General features: G+C 68.7%; 16 protein-coding genes and 3 pseudogenes. 11 read left to right on the forward strand and 8 right to left on the reverse strand.

Annotation, left to right across the window (positions count from 1 at the left end; genetic code table 11):
• The first annotated feature begins 105 nt into the window (after positions 1–105).
• Both I8J32_RS17275 and I8J32_RS17280 read left to right on the forward strand, forming a co-directional pair.
• Positions 106–786, forward strand: a complete 681-nt coding sequence (locus I8J32_RS17275) for a Fe2+-dependent dioxygenase (RefSeq protein WP_200613946.1) — start codon at positions 106–108, stop codon at positions 784–786.
• Between the two features lie 34 nt (positions 787–820).
• Positions 821–1,456, forward strand: a complete 636-nt coding sequence (locus I8J32_RS17280) for a PepSY-associated TM helix domain-containing protein (protein ID WP_200613947.1) — start codon at positions 821–823, stop codon at positions 1,454–1,456.
• A gap of 170 nt (positions 1,457–1,626) precedes the next feature.
• On the opposite strand, the gene I8J32_RS17285 is transcribed toward I8J32_RS17280, so the two are convergent.
• Entirely contained in the window at positions 1,627–2,238 is a 612-nt protein-coding gene (locus tag I8J32_RS17285; protein ID WP_200613948.1) for a HutD/Ves family protein, read from the reverse strand.
• Between the two features lie 151 nt (positions 2,239–2,389).
• Positions 2,390–2,722 (reverse strand): ComEA family DNA-binding protein, encoded by a 333-nt coding sequence (locus tag I8J32_RS17290; RefSeq protein ID WP_200613949.1) that lies wholly within the window; start codon positions 2,720–2,722, stop codon positions 2,390–2,392.
• A gap of 220 nt (positions 2,723–2,942) precedes the next feature.
• Here I8J32_RS17290 and I8J32_RS17295 point away from each other — a divergent pair, with 220 nt between their 5' ends.
• Complete coding sequence (locus tag I8J32_RS17295; protein WP_200613951.1) at positions 2,943–4,433, forward strand: M20 family metallopeptidase; 1,491 nt, start codon at positions 2,943–2,945, stop codon at positions 4,431–4,433.
• A gap of 82 nt (positions 4,434–4,515) precedes the next feature.
• Here I8J32_RS17295 and cysN read toward each other — a convergent pair whose 3' ends face one another.
• Complete coding sequence (gene cysN / locus I8J32_RS17300; RefSeq protein WP_200613952.1) at positions 4,516–6,402, reverse strand: sulfate adenylyltransferase subunit CysN; 1,887 nt, start codon at positions 6,400–6,402, stop codon at positions 4,516–4,518.
• Entirely contained in the window at positions 6,402–7,340 is a 939-nt protein-coding gene (cysD, locus tag I8J32_RS17305) for a sulfate adenylyltransferase subunit CysD (RefSeq protein ID WP_200613954.1), read from the reverse strand. Before cysD ends, cysN begins: the two co-directional genes overlap by 1 nt.
• A gap of 270 nt (positions 7,341–7,610) precedes the next feature.
• Between cysD and I8J32_RS17310 the strand changes: the two genes are divergently transcribed.
• Genes I8J32_RS17310 through I8J32_RS17320 form a run of 3 tightly spaced genes read left to right on the forward strand, consistent with a single transcriptional unit; the run spans position 7,611 to position 11,930 of the window.
• Complete coding sequence (locus tag I8J32_RS17310; protein ID WP_200613955.1) at positions 7,611–9,443, forward strand: assimilatory sulfite reductase (NADPH) flavoprotein subunit; 1,833 nt, start codon at positions 7,611–7,613, stop codon at positions 9,441–9,443.
• A 46-nt stretch (positions 9,444–9,489) separates the two neighbouring features.
• Complete coding sequence (cysI, locus tag I8J32_RS17315; RefSeq protein ID WP_200613961.1) at positions 9,490–11,190, forward strand: assimilatory sulfite reductase (NADPH) hemoprotein subunit; 1,701 nt, start codon at positions 9,490–9,492, stop codon at positions 11,188–11,190.
• The gene (locus I8J32_RS17320) at positions 11,187–11,930 is read left to right on the forward strand and encodes a phosphoadenylyl-sulfate reductase (RefSeq protein ID WP_200613963.1); all 744 of its coding nucleotides are present in this window, start codon (positions 11,187–11,189) and stop codon (positions 11,928–11,930) included. Before cysI ends, I8J32_RS17320 begins: the two co-directional genes overlap by 4 nt.
• An 87-nt stretch (positions 11,931–12,017) precedes the next feature.
• Here the strand turns inward: I8J32_RS17320 and I8J32_RS17325 are convergent.
• A pseudogene (locus I8J32_RS17325) lies at positions 12,018–13,005 on the reverse strand (LysR family transcriptional regulator).
• A 273-nt stretch (positions 13,006–13,278) separates the two neighbouring features.
• Between I8J32_RS17325 and cysG the strand changes: the two are divergent.
• From cysG to I8J32_RS17350, 5 genes are all read left to right on the forward strand, one after another.
• A complete protein-coding gene (gene cysG, locus I8J32_RS17330; RefSeq protein WP_200613966.1) occupies positions 13,279–14,754 on the forward strand; it encodes a siroheme synthase CysG in 1,476 nt (491 codons plus the stop codon).
• A 94-nt stretch (positions 14,755–14,848) separates the two neighbouring features.
• Positions 14,849–15,832, forward strand: a complete 984-nt coding sequence (cysK, locus tag I8J32_RS17335; protein ID WP_200613968.1) for a cysteine synthase A — start codon at positions 14,849–14,851, stop codon at positions 15,830–15,832.
• Positions 15,833–15,999: 167 nt separating this feature from the next.
• Entirely contained in the window at positions 16,000–17,034 is a 1,035-nt protein-coding gene (locus tag I8J32_RS17340) for an aminoglycoside phosphotransferase family protein (RefSeq protein WP_200613970.1), read from the forward strand.
• A gap of 4 nt (positions 17,035–17,038) precedes the next feature.
• Complete coding sequence (gene murU, locus I8J32_RS17345) at positions 17,039–17,755, forward strand: N-acetylmuramate alpha-1-phosphate uridylyltransferase MurU (RefSeq protein WP_200613972.1); 717 nt, start codon at positions 17,039–17,041, stop codon at positions 17,753–17,755.
• A gap of 129 nt (positions 17,756–17,884) precedes the next feature.
• Positions 17,885–18,751 (forward strand): NosD domain-containing protein, encoded by an 867-nt coding sequence (locus I8J32_RS17350; RefSeq protein ID WP_200613973.1) that lies wholly within the window; start codon positions 17,885–17,887, stop codon positions 18,749–18,751.
• Between the two features lie 63 nt (positions 18,752–18,814).
• Here I8J32_RS17350 and hda read toward each other — a convergent pair.
• From hda to I8J32_RS17365, 3 genes and pseudogenes are all read right to left on the reverse strand, one after another.
• Positions 18,815–19,523, reverse strand: a pseudogene (hda, locus tag I8J32_RS17355) (DnaA regulatory inactivator Hda).
• Between the two features lie 17 nt (positions 19,524–19,540).
• Positions 19,541–20,700: pseudogene (locus tag I8J32_RS17360) on the reverse strand (AI-2E family transporter).
• A complete protein-coding gene (locus I8J32_RS17365; RefSeq protein ID WP_200613978.1) occupies positions 20,700–21,764 on the reverse strand; it encodes a DUF2066 domain-containing protein in 1,065 nt (354 codons plus the stop codon). The pseudogene I8J32_RS17360 and the gene I8J32_RS17365 overlap by 1 nt, the downstream one beginning before the upstream one ends.
• Positions 21,765–21,804: the final 40 nt, after the last annotated feature.

The following is a 21,804-nucleotide window of genomic DNA, read 5'->3' on the forward strand; positions in this document are numbered from 1 at the left end:
ATCCCCCCGCATTGGCAGGGAAGCCGCCAACAGGCACGCTGTAGGGCCGGCTCGCGCCGGGCTCGTGGGTTTGACGCACATGACCCGTGTGCATCCGGAGGCTCCATGCTGCTGCAGGTACCCCAGGTTCTAAGCCAGGAACAGGTCGCCGAGTTCCGACGGGCACTGGACCAGGCCGAATGGGCCGACGGCCGCATCACGGCGGGTTACCAGTCGGCGCAGGCCAAGCACAACCAGCAACTGCCGGAGGACTCACCGGTGGCGCAGCAGCTGGGCGACGTGGTCCTGCAGGCGCTGCAGCGATCGCCACTGTTCATCTCCGCGGCGCTGCCGTTGAAGGTTTTCCCGCCGCTGTTCAACCGCTACGAAGGCGGCCAGTCCTTCGGCAGCCATGTCGACAACGCCATCCGCCAGGTACGCGGCACGCCCCACCGCATCCGCACCGACCTGTCGGCGACGCTGTTTCTGAGCGCGCCGGACGAATACGACGGCGGCGAACTGGTGGTCGAGGACACGTACGGCCTGCACAACGTCAAACTGCCGGCCGGCGACCTGGTGCTGTATCCGGCCAGCAGCCTGCATCTGGTCCGCCCGGTGACGCGCGGTGCGCGCGTGGCCTCGTTCTTCTGGATCCAGAGCATGGTGCGCGACGACGGCGAACGCACGCTGTTGTATGACCTTGACCGCGCCACCCAGCAGGTCCACCGCGACCTGCCCGATTCACCCGCAGCCGTGCAGCTGACCGGCATCTATCACAACCTCCTGCGGCGCTGGGCCGACACCTGAGCCGCCGCACGCGCCTGACCGAACAAGACCTGCCATGAACGCCACGACCGCCACGCCCGCCGAACTCGCCCGCCGCCGCAGCAACACCACCTACCGCTTCGTGCGCCAGCTGCATCTGTGGATCGGCGCGTGGGGCGCGCTGGCCGCGATCATCTACGGCTTCACCGGGCTGGTGATGAACAACCGCTTCGGCGACAACGCCTGGCCACAGGGCAAGACCGAAGAGGCTGGCCGCATCGAACTGGCCGTACCGGCCACCGCCAGGGCCACCCCGGAAGAACTGTCGCTGTGGCTGCGCCAGACCCAGGGACTGGATGCGCAGGTGATCCGCAAGGGCGGCAAGGACAAGAAGGGCCCGATGAAGTGGAGTTTCAGCGGCGGCACGGCAAGTGATTCGTGGTCGGTGGAATATGCGCCCGGCAGCGACAAGGCCGAGGTCAAGCGTGCCAGCCACTCGTTCCTGGCTGCGATCGGGCGCCTCCACAAGGGGAGCGGCGGCGGCTGGTTGTGGAATCTGCTGGCCGACAGCTTTGCCATCGGCATGCTGCTGCTGGGTCTGTCGGGCATCTGGATGTGGGCCCGCGGCCGTACGGCGAAGGACATGATCGCCAGCATCTTCGGCCTGTCCGCGTTGATCCTGGCGGCGGTGCTGATCCCGGCGCTGGTGTGACCGCCGAACGTCCTGAACGGATTGACGGCATCGGTCGTCCGGGTAGCGCGCCAAACGAATTCCGGCCCTGAAGACCCGGTCCGAACCGAGCCATTCCGGTGATCCCGGCGGGCCCGCTGCAGTGCCCCACTGTTCGACCGACGGGCTTCAGCGGGTTGCAGCCATTGGGGTCAACCGCTGGGAATGCGCGGTTGGACCCGCACCACCAGCAGTTCGCCGCCGCCTTCTATCACGTGCCGCAGGCGATGGTCCGGCCCGGCCTGGAAGATGGCGGTGTCGCCGGCTTCCATCGGCAACAGGCCAGACTCGTCGGCAAACCGGACCCGGCCTGCCAGCAGGTGCACGGCCCAGGTCGCGCCGGCATCGGCGAAGATCACCATCGGCCCCACCAGCGGCCGGTGCCAGAGTTCGGCGCTGACCTTCTCCCGCCGCCACATGAGGTTGAAATCGTGCGTCGGACCGTCGATCAATTCACCGGTGACGCCCCGCTCGCCCTGGAACCTGAGCTTGTCGTGCGGTGGCAGCAGGTCGTGGACCTCGCCATCGTCGAAGCGCAGGCGCACGCCGTTGCCCGACAGCAGCACCAGCTCGCGATCCACGCCCGGGAAAGATGAAAACGCCGAATCACGTTCGATTTCGGCAATCGACAGGCGCCAACTCCAGTCGCCGTCGGCGGGAGCCCGATGGATTTCGCGGGTCCAGCCCTGCTGGTTGCGCCAGCGTTCGCGGCGATATTCGTTGGCGGGAATGACCCAGGACCGGCGGACGTCGGATTCGAGCATGCCGACAGTCTAGCGGGCGTTCGCGGGCCCGGCAGCCGTGACCCGGGGGCGAGTCCCTTCGCCGACGGGCCACCACATCCATGTCCGGCGGCCCTGTCGTCCCGGGGGCCTGAACTCCTCGGGGCATCGTGGCCCCCGAATGTTGCAGCCGTCAGCGTTTGGCGGCGCGGGCCGCGGGTGCCGGGCCCTTCTTCGCCGCGGGCGGCGCCGCGCCCCCGGCGAAGACGATGCGGTCGCGGTTCTTCTCGATGGTCTTCAGCCCGATGCCCTTGACCAGGGCCAGTTGGTCGGCGCTCTTGAAGGCACCGTTGGCCTTGCGGTAGGCCACGATCGCCTCGGCCTTGCTGGGGCCGATGTTGAGCAGGACCCGGTCGATGGTGGCCGCGTCGGCCGTGTTGATGTTGACCCGGTCCGCCGCGAAGGCGGCGCCCGAGAGCAGCAGGGTGAGGGTCAGGGACTTGAGCAGGGTGGCGAACGCGTTCATGACAGCTCCTTGTACGGGTTTGAGGGAATTCCATTCCGGCGGGCGTCCGTCGGTGGGCACAGTCTCGACGGCCGGGTCCGGCTGCGCGTCGGCATTCACGGCCTCCGCGGACCGGAATCCGGCGACCCGCCGGGTAGGAAAAATCCCACCTGCGCTAGACTGGCCGCCATTTCACGGCCCGGCTCCGGGCCGGTCCGGTCCGGTTCGCAAAGGAAACCCCATGGACAGCCGCAAGATCGAGCAGTTCGTCGCCGCCAAATGGGACGAGGAAATCGTTCCGCAACTCGTCGAGTACATCCGCATCCCCAACAAGTCGCCCATGTTCGACGCCGACTGGGTCGCCCATGGCTACATGGATGCCGCGGTGGCGCTGATGGAGAAGTGGGCGCGGGCGCAGACGATCCCGGGCATGGTGCTGGAGGTGGTGCGGCTGGAGGGGCGCACGCCGCTGATCTTCATCGAGATCCCGGCCAGCAACGGCGGCAGCGACGAGGATTGCATCATCCTCTACGGGCATCTGGACAAGCAGCCCGAGATGACCGGCTGGGACGACGACCTCGGCCCGTGGAAGCCGGTGATCAAGGGGGATCGTCTCTACGGCCGTGGCGGCGCGGACGACGGCTACGCGATCTTCGGCTCGCTGACCGCGATCATGGCGCTGCAGGAGCAGGGCCTGCCCCACTCGCGTTGCGTGGTGCTGATCGAGGCGTGCGAGGAATCGGGCAGTTACGACCTGCCGGCCTACGTCGACCACCTGGCCGCCCGCATCGGCAAGCCGTCGCTGGTGGTGTGCCTGGACTCGGGCTGCGGCAACTACGAGCAGCTGTGGTGCACGACGTCGCTGCGCGGGCTGGCCGGCGGCAACTTCACCGTCAAGGTCCTGGATGAAGGCGTCCATTCGGGCGACGCCTCCGGCATCGTGCCCTCCAGCTTCCGCCTGGTCCGCCAGCTGCTCTCGCGCATCGAGGACGAGGATACCGGCCGCATCCTGCTGGACGGGCTGCACGCGGAAATCCCCGCCGAGCGCCAAGCGCAGGCGAAGGAAGCCGCGCGCGTGCTCGATACGGCGGTGTTCGACAAGTTCCCGCTGCTGCCGGGCATGACGCCGATGGCGTCGGAGCTCAACGAACTGGTGCTCAACCGCACCTGGCGTCCGGCGCTGTCGGTGACGGGCGTGGACGGCATGCCGCCGCTGTCGTCGGCCGGCAACGTGCTCCGGCCCTTCACTTCGGTGAAGCTGTCGCTGCGGTTGCCGCCGACGCTCGATGGGCGCAAGGCCGGCGACCTGCTCAAGCACGAGCTCGAGCGCGACCCGCCCAATGGCGCCCAGGTGATGCTCGACCTGGAAAAGGCGAGTACCGGCTGGAATGCGCCGGCGATGTCGCCCTGGCTGGAACAGGCCATCGACACGGGCAGCCGTGAGTTCTTCGGTCAGCCCGCGATGTACATGGGCGAAGGCGGCACGATCCCGTTCATGGGCATGCTGGGCGAGAAGTTCCCCGGAGCGCAGTTCATGATCACCGGCGTGCTCGGCCCGCATTCCAATGCGCACGGCCCCAACGAGTTCCTGCACATCCCGATGGGCAAGCGCGTCACCGCTTGCGTTTCGCGGGTGATCGCCGCGCACCACGAGGCCAGCCAGCGGGGCGAAACCCGCGGCGTGGCGGCGGTGGCCGGCGGCGAGCAGCACGGCGACCACGGCTGCTGCTGAGCCCGCGCTCCATCGCAACGGAAAACGCCCGGATCATCCGGGCGTTTTTTTTCCGCGGTGTTGATGCGCTGCCGGCGGTGCCTTATTCCAACAGGCGATCGATGACCAGCTGCGCCAGCGCTTCGGGCGTCTGCTCGACGGTATCCAGCACCAGCTCCGCGCGTTCGGGCACTTCGTAGGGCGAATCGATGCCGGTGAAATTCGGGATGCTGCCGGCGCGGGCCTTGGCGTACAGGCCTTTCACGTCGCGTCCTTCAGCCACTTCCAGCGGCGTGGAGACGAACACCTCGATGAACTCGTCCACGTCGAACAGCGCGCGCGCCATGCGGCGCTCGGCGCGGAACGGCGAGATGAAGCTGACCAGCACGATGAGGCCGGCATCGACCATCAGGCGCGCCACTTCGGCCACGCGCCGGATGTTCTCCACCCGATCCTCGTCGGTGAAGCCCAGGTCCTTGTTGAGACCGTGGCGGACGTTGTCGCCGTCCAGGATGTAGCAGTGGTGCCCCATCGCGTGCAGACGCTTCTCGACCAGGTTGGCGATGGAGGACTTGCCCGAACCGGAGAGCCCCGTAAACCACGCGCAGCGCGGCACCTGCGCCTTGCTGCGGGCGCGCGCGGCCTTGTCGACATCCACGTGCTGCCAATGGATGTTGCCGGCGCGGCGCAGGGCGAAGTCCAGGGTTCCCGCGCCCACGGTCGCGTTGGTCTGGCGATCGATCAGGATGAAGCCGCCCAGCGCCCGGTTGTCGACGTAGGCTTCGAACGCAACGGGCTGGTCCAGGTGCAGGTTGCAGTAACCGACCTCGTTGAGGCCCAGGTGCTTGGCGGCGAGCTGCTCCTGCGTGTTGACGTCGATGCGGTGCTTGATCTCGGTGACACTCGCACTCACCTTGCGCGTGCCGATCCGCAGCCAGTACGGCCGGCCCGGCAGCAATGGCTGGTCGCCCATCCACAGCAAATGCGCGGCGAACTGGTCGGCGACCTGGGCCGGCTGCGCGGCCGAGGCAATCACGTCGCCACGACTGATGTCGAGTTCGTCGGTCAGCGTGAGCGTGACCGCCTGGTCCGCCGAGGCGGCAGTCGCATCATCCCCACCGGCCGCGATCACGCGCGCCACGCGCGAGCGGCGGCCCGAAGGCAGCGCGACGACCTCGTCTCCCGGCTTCACCGCGCCGGATGCGATCGTGCCGACGAACCCGCGGAAATCCTGGTGCGGGCGGTTCACCCACTGCACCGGCAGGCGGAAGCCGACGTCGCGTCCATGCGGCTGTATCTGCACGCCCTCGAGGTGCTCGATCACGCTGGGCCCCTGGTACCAGGGCGTGTTCGGCGAGCGCAGGAGCAGGTTGTCGCCTTCCAGCGCGGACAGTGGAATGGCGGTGACATGGTCGATGCCCAGCTGGCCGGCCAGTACGCCGTAGCTTTCGCGGATTCCCTCGAACACCGCCTGGTCGTATTCCACCAGGTCCATCTTGTTGACCGCCAGCAGCACGTGCCGGATGCCCAGCAGCGCGGCGATGTAGCTGTGCCGGCGGGTCTGAGTGAGCAGGCCCTTGCGCGCATCGACCAGCACCACCGCGAGGTCCGCCGTCGATGCGCCGGTGGCCATGTTGCGCGTGTACTGCTCGTGGCCGGGGCAGTCGGCGACGATGAACCTCCGGTGCTGGATGCCGAAGAACCGGTAGGCCACGTCGATGGTGATGCCCTGCTCGCGCTCGGCCTGCAGGCCGTCGAGCAGGAGCGCGTAGTCGATGGCGTCGCCCTGGGTGCCATGGCGGCGGCTGTCGCCATCCAGCGCGGCCAGCTGGTCGTCGAACAGGCCGCGGGTTTCCACCAGCAGGCGTCCGATCAGCGTGCTCTTGCCATCGTCCACGCTGCCGCAGGTGATGAAGCGCAGCAACCCGCGCGTCTCGTGCTGTTGCAGATAGGCAGCCACCGCAGCCGATGCGTTGCGTTCGGCGTTCATCAGAAGTAGCCCTCCTGCTTCTTCTTCTCCATCGAGGCGGAGGGATCCTGGTCGATCACGCGCCCCTGGCGCTCGGACGTGGTGGCCACAAGCATCTCGGCGATCACCTTTTCCAGCGTGTCGGCCTCCGATTCGATCGCCCCGGTCAGCGGGTAGCAGCCCAGCGTTCGGAACCGGACGCGCCGGATGGACGGCTGCTCGCCCCGATGCAGCGGCAGGCGGTCGTCATCGACCATGATGAGCGCACCGTCGCGCTCGACGACCGGTCGGGGCGCGGCGAAATACAGCGAGGGCACCGGGATGCGTTCGCGGTAGATGTACAGCCACACGTCCAGCTCGGTCCAGTTCGACAACGGGAACACCCGCACCGATTCGCCCTTGTGGATGCGCGTGTTGTAGAGGTTCCACAACTCCGGCCGCTGGCTCTTGGGGTCCCAGCGATGCTGCGCGCTGCGGAACGAGAAGATGCGTTCCTTCGCGCGCGACTTCTCCTCGTCGCGGCGCGCGCCGCCGATGGCGGCGTCGTATCCGTGCAGATCCAGTGCCTGCCTGAGCGCCTGGGTCTTCATTACGTCGGTATGCACGGTAGCGCCGTGCGTGAAGGGCCCGATGCCCTGCGCCACGCCGTCGGGATTGGTATGCACGTGCAGCGTGGCCCCGGTCTCGGCCGCGCGGCGGTCGCGGAAGGCGATCATCTCGCGGAACTTCCAGCCGGTGTCCACGTGCAGCAGCGGGATTGGCGGACGCCCGGGGGCGAAGGCCTTGCCCAGCAGGTGCAGCAGGACCGAGCTGTCCTTGCCGATCGAATAAAGCATCACCGGCTTTCGGAACTCGGCGGCCACTTCGCGCAGGATGTGGATGCTCTCCGCCTCCAGCCGGTCGAGGTGGCTGAGCGCGGGAGGCGCGAGGACATGGTTGAGGTCGGGCTGTGCGGACATTGAGCGTGCTTTCGGTTCTTGCCGGCGGGACGGCTGCCGCGGCTATCTGACCATATCGGCACGGTCCGGGCGATGCAGGGGGAGCTGGCGAGGGGTCGTGGATCTGCGCGGTGCGCCCGGCAGCAGGCACCCGGCGGCGTGGATGCAGTATTGGAAGGCCCCGCAACGCGAGGAAATGAGCCCCGGGCATGTGCGCATAACCAAGCACCCTTTCCCCCGTTCCGGCGCGGTGCCTAGCCTCATGGCTGTCGAAATACGCCGAGCCCCGCGATGTCCGCCTTTCCAGCCGTGTCCACGCCGCCGTCGCTGCTCTCGCAGGAGCAGGCGGCGCTGCTCGAGCGGCTCACCCACGGACTGGACGGCGCGGGACTGTGGTGGCTGTCGGGGTACGCGGCCGGCCTCGCCCGCGCACAGGGGCTACCCGCGGGACCGGGCACCCCGCCGGCGGTGGGCGACGTCGCCACGGCCTCCCCACTCACGATCGTCTACGGCAGCCAGACCGGTAATGCGCGCCGCGTGGCCGAGGCCCTCGCCCAGCAACTCGAAACGGCAGGACTGCCGACCCGACTGGTGCGCGCCGACGCCTATGCCACGCGTCATCTGAAAGATGAGCGCCATATCGCCGTGGTGATCAGCACCCAAGGGGACGGCGAGCCGCCGGACGACGCCCGCGCCTTCGTCGAGTTCCTGCTCGGCAAGCGCGCGCCCCGCGTGCCGGACCTGCGCTTCGCGGTATTCGGGCTGGGGGATTCCAGCTATCCGCAGTTCTGCGCGATCGGCCGGCAGCTCGACGCGCGCCTGGAGTCGCTGGGCGCAACGCGATGGCTGCCCCGCGTGGACGCCGACCTGGATGTCGAGACGGCGTCCGTGCCGTGGCTGGCCAGTGTCCTGGACGCCGCGCGGGAATCGCTGCGGCCGCAGGCCCCGATGGCGACGGTCACGCCGCTGCGGCCGCTCGCCAGCGCCGCCCCAGTGCACACTCGGGAACAGCCCTTCCTGGCCGAAGTGCTGGTCAACCAGCGCATCACCGGGCGCAGCAGCGATCGCGACGTGCGCCACGTGGAAATCTCGCTGGAAGGCTCGGGCCTGAGCTACGAACCCGGTGACGCCCTGGGCGTCTGGCCCGTGAATCCACCGCGACTGGTCGATGCGCTGCTCGCCGCAACCGACATCGACGGCGCGCTGGAGGTCACCCTCGACGGCCGCACGCGGACACTGCGCGAGTGGCTGGCCCAGCACCGGGAGATCACCCGCCTGTCGCGTCCCTTCCTCGCCCGCCTGGCGGCACTGGGTCGCCACGAGGCGCTCAATGCGCTCCTCGCCCCCGACCGGACCGCCGAACTGGCGCAGGTCTTCGCGCGCGACCAGGTCCTGGACGCGCTGCGCGCGCATCCCGCCCCGTGGACGGGCGAAGAGCTGGTGGCCGCCCTGCGGCCGCTGGCGCCGCGCCTGTACTCGATCGCCTCGAGCCAGAAAGTGGTCGGCGACGAAGTCCACCTCACGGTCGCCCATGTCGAATACAGCGTGGATGGCAGCGGCGCCACCGACAGCCTGCGCTGGGGTGCGGCCTCCGACCACCTGGCGCGGGTCGCAGAAGGCCAGCGCATCCGCGTGTTCATCGAACACAACGAGCGTTTCCGCCTGCCGCGCGATGGCAGCCGCGACGTGATCATGATCGGCCCCGGCACCGGTGTGGCGCCTTTCCGCGGTTTCGTTCAGGACCGCGCGAGCGATGCCGCCGGCGGCCGTCAGTGGCTGCTGTTCGGCAATCCGCACGCGCGCAGCGACTTCCTCTACCAGCTGGAATGGCAACGCGCACTGGAACGCGGGGAACTCCACCACCTCGATCTGGCCTTCTCCCGCGACCAGACCCACAAGGTGTACGTGCAGGATCGCCTGCGCGAACACGGCGCCCGTCTCCACGCCTGGCTGGCCGGTGGCGCCCACCTGTACGTCTGCGGTGACGCGACACGCATGGCGCGCGACGTGCACGCGACCCTGATCGAGATCCTGGCCGAGCATGGTGGCGTGTCGACGGCGCAGGCGCAGGAACAGTTGAACGACCTGCAGGCGCAAGGTCGCTACGCCCGGGACGTCTACTGATGAATCCGCCCTATTCCTACTCCATCCTGTCATCCGGAGCACGCCGATGAGCGCCCACTCCGTCGAGGCCATCAAGAAGGCCAGCGGCCGGCTGCGCGGCACTCTGCTTGAATCGCTTCGCGATCCGGTCACCGGCGCGCTGGCCGAACACGACCAGACCCTGATCAAGTACCACGGAAGCTACCAGCAGGATGACCGCGACCTGCGCGAGGAACGCCGCCAGCAGAAGCTGGAGCCTGCCTATGCGTTCATGATCCGCACGCGTACGCCCGGCGGCGTCGTCAGCCCGGCGCAGTGGCTCAAGCTCGACGCCGTCGCCACGACCTTCGCCGAGCGCGGGCTGCGCATCACCACCCGCCAGGCGTTCCAGTTCCACGGCGTGATCAAGGGGCGGCTCAAGCCCACGATGCAGGCGATCAACGCCGCCCTGATCGACACGCTGGCCGCGTGCGGCGACGTCAACCGCAACATCGTCGTGGCCGCCAACCCGCATCTGTCGCGCGCTCACGCCTTTGTCCACGACCAGGCCGCCGCGCTGTCGACGCACCTGCTGCCCAACACGCGCGCGTACTACGAGATCTGGCTGGACGAGGAACGCGTGGCTGGCAGCGGCGAGGAGGAGGAAGCGATCTACGGCGCCAGCTACCTGCCGCGCAAGTTCAAGATCGGCTTTGCGATTCCGCCGCACAACGACGTCGACGTGTTCGCACAGGACCTGGGCTTCATCGCCATCGTCCAGGACGGGCGCGTGGCCGGCTACAACGTCACGGTCGGCGGCGGCATGGGCGCTACCCATGGCGACCCGGAGACCTATCCGCGACTGGGTGACATCATCGGCTTCATCACGCCGGACCAGGTGACGGCAGTGGCCGAGGCCGTCGTCACCACGCAGCGGGACTGGGGCAACCGCGATGTGCGCAAGCGCGCGCGGCTCAAGTACACCATCGACGACCATGGCCTGGCGAAGTTCCGGGAGGAAGTGGCGCGGCGCGCGCGCGTCGGGTTCGGCGCGCCGCGATCCTTCGAATTCGTCCACAACGGGGATCGCTTCGGATGGACCCAGGGCGAGGATGGACGCTGGCACCTGACCCTGCGCATCGTCGCCGGCCGCATCTGGGACCGCGATGGCCTCACCCATCTCAGCGGCCTGCGCGAGATCGCCAGGCATCTGGATGCCGACGGCGGCGCGGCGCAGTTCCGCATGACGCCGAACCAGAACCTGGTGATCGCCAATATCACCGACGCACAGCGCGGCGCCATCGATGCGCTGGTGGCACACCACGGCCTGGATGGCCACCGCGCCGCCTCGCCGCTGCGCCTCAATGCGATCGCCTGCGTCGCGCTGCCGACCTGCGGCCTGGCCATGGCCGAGGCCGAACGCTACCTCCCCGATCTGGTCGGTCGCGTCGAGTCGCTGCTTGCCACTCACGGTCTCCTGGACCAGCCGATCAACCTGCGCATCAGCGGCTGCCCCAATGGCTGCTCGCGTCCCTATCTGGGCGAGATCGCGCTCGTCGGCAAGGCGCCGGGGCGCTACAACCTGATGCTGGGCGCGGACCATCGCGGCCAGCGCCTGAACACGCTTTACCGCGAGAACATCGACGAGGCCACGATCCTGGCCGCGCTCGACGACCTGCTCGCGGCGTTCGCCCACGGCCGCCAGCGTGGCGAGCACTTCGGCGACTTCCTCGTTCGCGCCGGTGTGGTTGCCGCCGGCAGGCCCATTGCCCTCGAACTGGTCGCATGAGTCCGCCCGACCCGATCACCGCCGCCGAATCTCCACGCGCACTTGCCGCGCTCAACACCTGGCTTGGCCAGCAGACCGCACCCGAGCGCGTCGCCTGGAGCCTCGCCAATCTCGCCGGTGGGCACGCCCTGTCGTCGAGTTTCGGAGCGCAGGCGGCGGTGTCGCTGCACATGGTCACCTCACACAAGCCCGACATTCCGGTCATCCTGATCGACACCGGGTATCTCTTCCCCGAGACCTACCGCTTCATCGATGAACTCACCCAGCGACTGTCGCTGAACCTGCACGTCTATCGCCCGCAGATTGGCATCGCGTGGATGGAAGCGCGCATGGGCCGCCTATGGGAGCAGGGGGTGGATGGACTGGACCGCTATAACCGCCTGCGCAAGGTCGAGCCGATGCAACGCGCGCTGCGGGAACTGGGTGCGCGCAGCTGGATTTCCGGCCTGCGGCGCGCGCAGTCGCGAAGCCGCGCCGACATCGACTTCCTGCAACTCCACGACGGCCGCTGGAAGCTGCACCCGCTGGCCGACTGGAGCGACCGCGACGTGTGGAATTACCTGCAGCAGCACGACCTGCCCTACCACCCGCTGTGGCACGAAGGTTACGTGTCGATCGGTGACGTGCACACCACGCGTCGGCTGGAAGACGGCATGGAGGAGGAGGACACGCGCTTCTTCGGACTCAAGCGCGAGTGCGGCCTCCACGAATCCTGGGAAAGCGCCGATCGGGCGGCCTGATGCAGAAACAAGAACGGGCACGCCTTGGCGTGCCCGTTTCACGTGGCGAAGCGGCGAGATGGCGCCAGGCCATCGCGCCGACGCCCGTCAGACCGTGATGGTCTGGGTCATTTCAGTCCACTGGGGCGGCGCCGGCCAATGCGCTTCCTGGTTGCCCGCGAGGACCCGCTGCAGGTCGCGCACGTCTATCTGCGGCGCCAGCGTGCGCAGCAGGTCGACCGTGTAGTCGCGCAGCACGCGTTCGCGTGGCAGCACGGCCCAGGCGATGCATTCGGGAATGGCCTTGGGGCGCGGCGAGTGCGACCAGATCAGTGTCCTCGCGTTCGCTGTACGCCATTTCGGCGAGCAGCCCGACGCCGAGCCCGGCGCGTACGTAAGTCTTGATGAGATCGGCGTCGCGCGCGGTCATGGCGAGCTGCGGTTCAAGGCCCGACTGCGCGAATGCGCGCCGCAGCGAGGAATCCGGCCGCAGGGACGATTCGTAGCTCACCATGGCGTGCGCGGCCAGCTGCGCGATCGTCGGCGCGGCGCCGCTGCGTGCGAACGCGTGGTTGCGGGGCACGAGGACAATCCGCTTCCAGCGGAACAGCGGGACGGCGATGCCACCGGCAGGCGCTTCACCCGCCGTGCTGATCAGGGCCATGTCGGCTTCGCCCCGCGCGAGCAGGTCGAGCACGTCGCCTTCGGCGCTGGGCTGCAGGTGGACCATGACACGTGGATAGGCCTGCTTGACCCGCGCGATGGCCGGAGGCAGCACGAAACGTGCCTGGGTGTGCGTGGTGGCCAGCAGGAGGCGGCCATGGCCGTCGCGGCGCTGGTTCGCGGCGTAGGAGCGGATGTTGCTCGCTTCGGCCAGCAGTCGGCGCGCGTGGGCGAGGACCTGCGAACCGGCGGGGGTGATGCTTTCCAGACTGCGTCCCTTGCGTGCGAACAGCAGGAAACCCAGTTCGTCCTCAAGCTGCTTGAGCTGCTTGGACAGGCCTGGCTGCGTCGCGTGGACGCGCTCGGCGGCGACGGTGATGTTGAGGCCGGAATCGGCGATGGCGGCGAAATAACGGAGCTGGGTCAGGGTCATGGCGGCGGCGGTGTCGATTGGGGTTCGGAGGGGTTCGCGTTGGTGCGAAGTACGGTCGACGCGTGGAAGTCCATGTGGAAACACCAGGTAATAAGGAAGGATTTCATTTTTTGATATCTCTTTATGCGGATGAACAGATGGACATTAACCGGGCGACGGACGGGATGTCCAGCGCCGGTCATGCCGACGAGGCATGAAGCCACAGCGGGGTGTCATTTCCCGGCCCCCCGCCGCAACGCTAGGTTGCCTCAAACACCCCTGCGCAGTCCCGCCATGCCCGCCCCCGATGTCGTCCCGCCTGCCGCCGCCCCGCCGGCCCCCACCCCGCTCTTTCCGGTCTTTGCCGACCTGAGGGGCCGTTTGGCGGTCGTGGTGGGCGGCGGGCCCGTGGCGCGGCGAAAGGCCGAAGCCCTGCGCGGGGCCGGGGCGCGGATCCGGGTGGTCGCGCCGGGCCCGCTCGATCCGCTGCTGGCGGCCTGGCGGGACGAGGGGTCCGTAGAACATCGCGCAGGGTGCTTCCAGGCAAGTGACCTGGACGACGCCTGGCTGGTGGTGGCGGCCACGGACGAGCGCGCGGTCAATGCCGAGGTGAGCCGGCTGGCCCAGGCCCGCCGCCTGTGGGCGAACGTCGTCGATGACGCCGACCTCTCCACGGTCCAGCTACCCGCCCGCGTGGAACGCGGGCCCGTCCAGATCGCCATCTCCAGCGGCGGCGGTGCGCCGATGCTCGCGCGCCATCTGCGGGAGACGCTGGAAGCCCAACTGGACGAAAGCCTGGGCCCGCTGGCCCAGCTGCTGACCCGGGCACGCACCCGGATCCGCCGCAAACTACCGGACTTGGCCGCGCGGCGCCGCTTCTTCGAGCGCGTGCTGGCCGGGCCGATCCCCGGGATGCTCCGACGCGGTCAGCCGGCGCGCGCGCACCGGGCCCTGAGCCAGGCCCTCGCGGCCGAGACGGCAGCGCCCCGCGGCCGGGTGGCACTGGTCGGTGCCGGCCCCGGTGATGCCGGGCTGCTCACCCTGCGCGCGCTGCGCCTGCTCAACGAAGCGGACGTCGTCCTCCACGACCGGCTGGTCAGCCCGCAGGTTTTGGCGCTGGCCCGCCGCGACGCCGAGATGATCGAAGTCGGCAAGCGCGTGGGCGGCGACCACCAGGCCACGCAGGAGCGCATTCATGCATTGATGGTGGAACGCGCGCGCGACGGCCAGCGCGTGGTGCGACTCAAGGGCGGCGACCCCTTCGTGTTCGGTCGCGGCGGCGAGGAACTGCAGGCGCTGCACGCGCATGACATCGACTATGAAGTGGTGCCCGGCATCACCGCGGCGGTAGCCTGCGGCGCGTATGCCGGCATCCCGCTGACGCATCGCGGAATTGCGCAGTCCGTGCGTCTGGTGACCGCCCACACCCAAGGCGGCGATGACGACCTGGACTGGGCCGCCCTCGCGCAGGAACGGCAGACGTTGGCCTTCTACATGGGCGTGGCGGGCCTCGAGCGATTGCGGGACCGGCTGATGGCACACGGCCGCAGTCCCGACACCCCTTTCGCCATCGTCGAGAACGGCACGCGACCTGAACAGCGGGTCATCGTCGGCACCTTGGCCGAATTGCCCGAACTCGCGCGTTTGAACGAAGTGGGCGCGCCGAGCCTGCTCATCATCGGCGAAGTGGCGGCACTGGCCACGCAGCTGCACTGGTTCGGCCAGGCGCCGCTGGGTGGCGCCGGTGCCGCACTGGAACTGGCCGCCTGAACCGCGGACCAAACGAAACCCTTACGCGACCGGACGTCCGTACGCGTAGAAGCAGATGTTCCCGCGCCCCTTCCCCCGCGAACACGACAGACACATGGCCATCTACGACAGCATCCTCGACACCATCGGCTCCACCCCCATCGTCCGGCTGCACCGCATCGCCCCGCGGCACGTGACGCTCTACGCCAAGAACGAAGCCTTCAATCCCGGCGGTTCGGTAAAAGACCGCCTCGCCCTCGCCATCGTGCTCGATGCCGAACGCAAAGGCCTGCTCAAGCCCGGCCAGACCATCATCGAAGCCACTTCCGGCAACACCGGCATCGCCCTGGCGATGGTGGCCGCGGCGCGCGGCTACCCGTTTGTCGCCGTGATGACCGAGACCTTCTCGATCGAACGCCGCAAGCTGATGCGCGCCTACGGCGCGAAAGTCATCCTCACGCCTGCGGCCGAACGCGGGAGCGGCATGGTGCGAAGGGCTAAGGAACTCGCCGACAGGCATGGCTGGTTCCTCGCACGCCAGTTCGAGAACGAAGCCAACCCGGCCTACCATCGCAGCACGACGGGCCCGGAGATCCTGCGCGATTTCGCCGGCCGGCGGCTGGACTATTTCGTCAGCGGTTGGGGCACCGGCGGCACCATCACCGGCGCCGGCGAAGTCCTGAAGCTGGCCCGCCCGGATCTCAAGGTCATTGCCAGCGAACCGGCGGGCGCCGCGCTGCTCTCGGGCAAGGAGTGGCAGCCCCACAAGATCCAGGGCTGGACGCCGGACTTCCTGCCGGCGGTCCTGAGCCGCACGATTGCCGACGAAATCCTGCCGATCGATGAGGTCGTCGCGCGCGACACCGCACGCCGGCTGGCATCCGAGGAAGGCGTGTTCGTCGGTATCTCCGCCGGCGCGACGGTCGCGGCCGCGCTGCAGGTCGCCCAGCGCGCACCCGAGGGCACCGTGTTGCTGGCCATGCTGCCCGACACCGGCGAGCGTTACCTGTCCACCTTCCTGTTCGAAGGCGTGAGCGAGGGTTCCGACGACGACTGGCTGGCGGCGCAGGAAGCCGGCGCGCTGGCGGTGGAAGCCTGAAACCCGCGGGCGGCGTACGCGCCGCCCGCAATTTCGTCTTGCCGGCATCATGCGATCCGTGCCACGACGCACGGATCGCTTGCATTTGGGATCAGCACATCCCCTGGCTTGGCCCACGGAGGCGGGGCCCGTTTATCCTGTGCCCTGCCCTCCGCACGACGCCGCCAATGCCAGACCTGCCGATCTCCGACCGCGAAAACGCCCGCCTGGCCTGGGCGCGCGACGCCAGCGGCCAGGCCGCACTCGAACTGCACCGCGCCTCGGTGGACGCCGGCTTCCGCAGCTACTGGCGCGCCGCCCTCACCGGTGACGGGCCTGCGAGTGTGATCGTGATGGACTCTCCACCGGACAAGGAGGACGTGCGTCCGTGGCTGCGCATCCGCGACCTTCTGGAGACTGGCGGCGTCCGCGTCCCCCGCGTCCTGGCGCAGGACACGCAGGCGGGTTTTCTGCTGCTTGAAGACCTGGGTGCCGACACCTACCTGCATGTCATCGGTCCACACAACGCCGACGCCCTCTTCGACGACGCGCTCACCCAGTTGCTGAGGATCCAGGCCGCGCCGTGCCCCGAAGGCTTTCCCGCCTACGACGAGGCCCTGCTCGACCGCGAATTGCGCCTGTTCGATGAGTGGTATCTGGGACGCCACCTGGGCCTGTCGCTGGATGGCCAGGACATGGACCGGCTGAACCGGGTGTACCGCCACCTGATCGATGCCGCGCTCGCCCAACCGCAGGTGCTGGTCCATCGCGACTTCATGCCGCGCAACCTGATGCCCGCGCAGGATGGCCCGGCCGTCCTGGATTTCCAGGACGCGGTGCGCGGCCCCATCGCATACGACGCTTTGAGCCTGTTCAAGGACGCATTCCTGAGCTGGCCAGTCGAACGCGTCGACGTCTGGCTGGGGCACTACCACCAGCGCGCCAGCGCGGCGGGGCTGCCCGTCCCCGACCTCGCCCGGTTCCGCCGCGACGCCGACTGGATCGGCGTGCAGCGACACCTGAAGGTCATCGGCATCTTCGCGCGCCTCTGGCACCGCGACGGCAAGCCCAAGTACCTGGCCGACGTGCCGCGCTTCTTCGGCTACCTGGACGAGGTCCTGCCGCGCTATGAGGAGTTCGCGCCCCTCATCGAACTGATCAGGACGCGCGTCAGGCCGGCGCTCGCCGAGCAGGCGCGCGCGCACGAAGGCCTGGGAGGCTGACGGGATGCGCGCGCTGATCTTCGCGGCGGGACTGGGCGAACGCATGCGGCCGCTCAGCACGCACACGCCCAAGCCATTGCTGTCCGCCGGGGGCAAACCTCTGATCGGCTGGCACCTGGAAAAACTCGCCGCGATGGGCGTGCGCGATGTTGCGATCAATACCAGCTGGCTCGCCGAGCAGTTTCCCGTCGCGCTCGGCGACGGTGCGAAGTGGGGATTGCGGCTGCATTACGTGTTCGAAGGTCCACGCCCACTGGAAACCGGCGGCGGCATGCTCAATGCGTTGCCGTGGCTGAGCGATACGCCAGGCCGCGACGAACCGTTCCTGCTGGTCAACGGGGACATCTGGACGGACTTCGACTTCGCCCGGCTGCCCCGCGAGCCGGAAGGCCTTGCGCATCTGGTCATGGTCGACCGTCCCGCCCAGGCCACGCAGGGCGACTTCGCGCTGCACCCCGATGGCCACGTGCGCCGCGAAGGTGAGCGCCTGCTGACCTACGCCGGGCTGGGGATCTACCGGCCGCAGTTGCTCGAGAGCTGGCGCCGACACGCGGACGATCCCGGCATGGACGAATCGCCCCCCCGGTTCCGGCTGGCCCCCGTGCTGCGGGCCCACATGGACCAGGGCCTGGTCCGCGGCGAATACCATGCCGGCCGCTGGACCGACGTCGGCACACCCGAGCGCCTGGCCGCCCTGGATGCGGAGTTGCGGACGCGGTGAGCTGAGGCCAGACCTTGCCGATTGTGTCCTTTCGTGAGCGCGCTGGGGACTTGCGCGACCGGGACACGCAGCTCAAGCTGCCGCTTCGCCGGCCGTCAATGGCGACAGATCTTCACCACAGGGGGTTTCATGAAGAACGTTCTTGCCGGTGCCGTTGGCGCCGCCGCACTGCTGTGCCTTTCGCCGATGGCCCATGCGCAGGAGGGCTGCTCGGTCCTCACCGTACTGCCCGTCACCATCTCACAGCCTGGTAAGTACTGCCTCGCGCAGAACTTCACCACCGCCATCACCAGCGGCACGCTGATCAACATCGCGTCCAACGACGTCACGCTCGACTGCCAGAAGTTCACCCTGCGCAGCACCGCCACGTCCAACACCGGCAGCTCCTCGGCCATCGTCGCGATGAGCCGCAATAACATCGTGATCGAGAACTGCTCGATCGTGGGCGGCTTCACCTACGGCATCAATGTCAGCCAGGTCAACAGCCAGCCCACCCAGAGCTACTACAACACGATCCGCAACAACTACGTCGCCGGCCCGTACTACCAGGGCATCATCGCCTTCGGCAGTGCGATCGAAGTCTCCGACAACCGTGTCTACGACGTCGGCGGCCAGCTGAACCAGCTCGCGATCGGCATCCGCGTCGGCGGCTCCACCACAGGCGGCCCGAAGTTCCAGGTCATCCGCCACAACGGCGTGATCGGCACGAACTCGCCGGCGTCGCGCGCCTACGGCATCTACAGCGACTTCTCCATCGGTGCGCTGATCAACGAGAACCTGATCACGGGCACCGCTTCGGCCCCGGGCCAGGTGAGCTACGGCGTGCGGATTTCGCAGGGTGGCGGCAACACGATCACCGGCAACAACATCCTCGACAACGGCTCGGGCCAGTCGGTGGGCGTATCGACCCCGGCCAGCGGCGGCTGGTGCTACGACAACCTGCTGCGCGTAGGCACCAACACGCAGGGTTGCGACGCGACCTACGGCAACGATTGATTCACGCACTAGCGGTACTTTGAGCAGCCGCCTCCGGGCGGCTGCTTTTTTTTCGGACGCCGCTCAGCCCGCCAGGAACTTGCGCAGGAACGGCACGGTGATGCGGCGCTTGGCCGCAAGCGAGGCGCGGTCGAGCTGGTCCAGCAGCGCGGCCAGGCCGCGCAGGTCGCGGCCGGTGCGATGCAGCAGCCAGTCGAAGGCGGCGCCCTCCATCACCAGGCCCCGGCGCTGCGCGCGCTGGCGCAGCACCTCGCGGCGGCCGTCGTCGTCCAGCGGCACCAGCGTGATGCGGGTGCACTGGCCCAGGCGCGAACGAAGGTCCGGCAGGGACAGGTCCAGGCCCTCGGGCTGCTCGCGCGCGGCGTACAGCAGTCCGACCCCTGCCGCGCGGGCGCGGTTGTGCATGTCGAACAGGGCCACTTCGTCCTCGCGGCCGCCGGCAATGGCCTCCAGGCCGTCGAGTGCGATGACGTCATTGCCTTCCAGCGCGTCGAGAGCTTCGCGCAGGCGGCCGGCTGCGGCCACCAGCGGCAGGTAAGCGGCGCGGCGACCCGCCGCCTCGGCGACGGCGCAGGCCGCCAGCAGCAGATGGGTCTTGCCGACGCCGGCCGGACCGGACAGGTACACCGCATCGGCCGCGGACAGGCGGGGCCCCGCCGGCGCGACCTCGGCCAGCGCGCGCAACTGCTCCAGGGACCCCTTCGGGTGCCCGCACGAACGTATCCAGCCGCTGGTCCGGCGGATAGCGCAGCGCCAGGGGCAGCTGCGCCATCGCCTCGTCCTGCCCGTTCACCCCTGCTCGCGCTCCGGCGTGGGCACGTGATCGGTCAGGGAGGTGTCGATCAGGATCATCGGTGGCTGCTCGCCCGCGTACAGCCTGCTATGGGTATAGCGCTGTTCGGCATAGCGCAGCAGCACGTTCGCCACGGCTGCCACCGGCAGCGCCAGCAACATGCCCAGAAATCCGAACAGCTGGCCGCCGGCGAGCACGGCGAAGATCACGGCCACCGGATGCAGGCCGATGCGATCGCCCACCAGCTTGGGCGTCAGCCAGTAGCTCTCGATCACCTGCCCGACGCCGAACACCACCAGCACGCCGGCCACAGGTGCTGCCAGTCGCCGTACTGCACCAGCGCCGCGATGCAGCCCAGGATGATGCCGCTGGCCGGCCCCAGGTAGGGCACGAAGGTCAGCAGGCCCGCGATGATGCCGATGAGGATGCCCAAGTCCAGGCCGACGGCCCACAAGCCCGCGCCGTACATCACGCCCAGGATGATCATCACCAGGAACTGCCCGCGCAGGAATGCCCCCAGCACATCGCTGGACTCGCGGGCCAGCCGGCTCGCCGTGTCGATATGGTCGCGGGGAATCAGCGCAGCCACGCGGGCGACCAGCGTGTCCCAGTCGCGCAGGAAGAAGAAGGTCAGTACCGGCAGCAGCACGACGTTGGCGAGCATTGCCAGCAGTGCGAATCCGGAGCGCGAGACGTAGCCCAGCACCGTCGTGGCCATGCCGCCGGCGCGCTCCCAGTTGGTCCGGATCAGGTCGAGCAGGCGGTTGAAATCAAGCCAGCTGGAGATCTCGATGCTGGTCCGTGTCTCCAGCCACGGAATGGCGGTCTGCAGCAACCACGCCCGGTAATGCGGCATCGAGACGATCAGCGTGGCGATCTGGCGTTCGATCAGCGGCACGAGGATCACCAGCACGACCACGAGCACCAGCGTCATCGCCGCGAAAACCAGGGTCACCGCGACGTTGCGCGAACGGCCGGCCAGCTCCAGGCGGTCCACCAGGGGATCGCCGAGCCAGGCGAGCATCGCGGCGATCACAAAGGGCGTGAGGATGGGCGCCAGCAGCCACAACAGCCAGAGCACCGCCATCGCCAGGGCAGCCCATTGCAGCCGCCGGAGGAACTTGGCGATTTCGTGTAGCGGCAGATCGTGTTCCATCAGTGCAGCCGGTAGGTCGTGGTTTCGCCTTCCCCGCCGATCAGCACGCCGTCACGATCGACCAGGCGGCGGAAGCCGGCCAGGCCGGTCGACAGTTCGAGACTGTAAGTGACGGCATCCGGGGTGGCGCGAACCGGCGTCATCCGGCGAACGACGGCCAGTTTGTCCAGGTAGCCGGCCAGACGCATGTAATCGTCGCTGCTGCGCAGCCCGGTGAAGGTCACCGCGTAATGGCCCGGCGGACCCGCCGCGGTGCCGCGCTTGGCATAGCGGCGCATCAGCGCGTCGGCCGCGCCGTCGGCCCCGGAGGCTATGGCACGCCGGGCGTCGTTGTCCGATGTGGACCAGCTGTTGAGCACCTTGCCCCCGTCGACGAACGTCCAGTCCGCTTTCCAGCCCGCCCCGGCGCGGTAGACCTTGCCGATCAGCTGCATGGGCGGGGCATACCGCTGCGAGGCGCGTGCCACCGCGGCGCTGTCGCCCCGCCAGATCGCCCCCACCAGGGCCTGCTCGGCCGCGTTGCCCGCCGGAAGCCCCAGGCTGTAGCCGCGGTCCTTGGCGCGATTGAGCGCCGTGCGTGCAGCGTTCGCCTGCGCCAGGCCGACCAGGCGAGCGCCCTTGCCGTCATCAATGGCCAGCCACATCACGGGCTTGGGCCGCGGCTGGGCCCAGACAGGCAGGCCCAGCACGGCGATCATCTCCTCGACCTCGTCCTGGTCGAACCGCACGATCAGGGTGGTGCCGAAGGTGGGGGCACCGGTCGGGCCCACGCCCTCGTCCTGGCGATAGTCGTAGCTCTTCACGAAATCGCCGGCACGGCGCAGTTCCTGCCCCACGCCCGGTTGCGCGCTGATGGTGCGGTCCCCGGACAGCCGCTGCAGCACCTGCGACAGGGCGCGCGCGAAGCCCGCCCTGCGCTCGGCCTCGCCTTGCCCGTTGACGGACACCTCGGCCTCGAAGGCGCCCTGCGCGCCGGCGCGGTCGCCTTCGACGCGTTGCGCCGCGGCGGGCAAGCTCACCAGCAGCAGTACCGCCAGCCAGAACCCCTGGAATGCGCGAACCATTAGTGTCCCTGGTATGGAAAACCGGCTGGAATGGTGCCCC

The sequence above is a fragment of the Lysobacter solisilvae genome, from assembly GCF_016613535.2.
In the GTDB taxonomy this organism is placed as follows: domain Bacteria; phylum Pseudomonadota; class Gammaproteobacteria; order Xanthomonadales; family Xanthomonadaceae; genus Agrilutibacter; species Agrilutibacter solisilvae.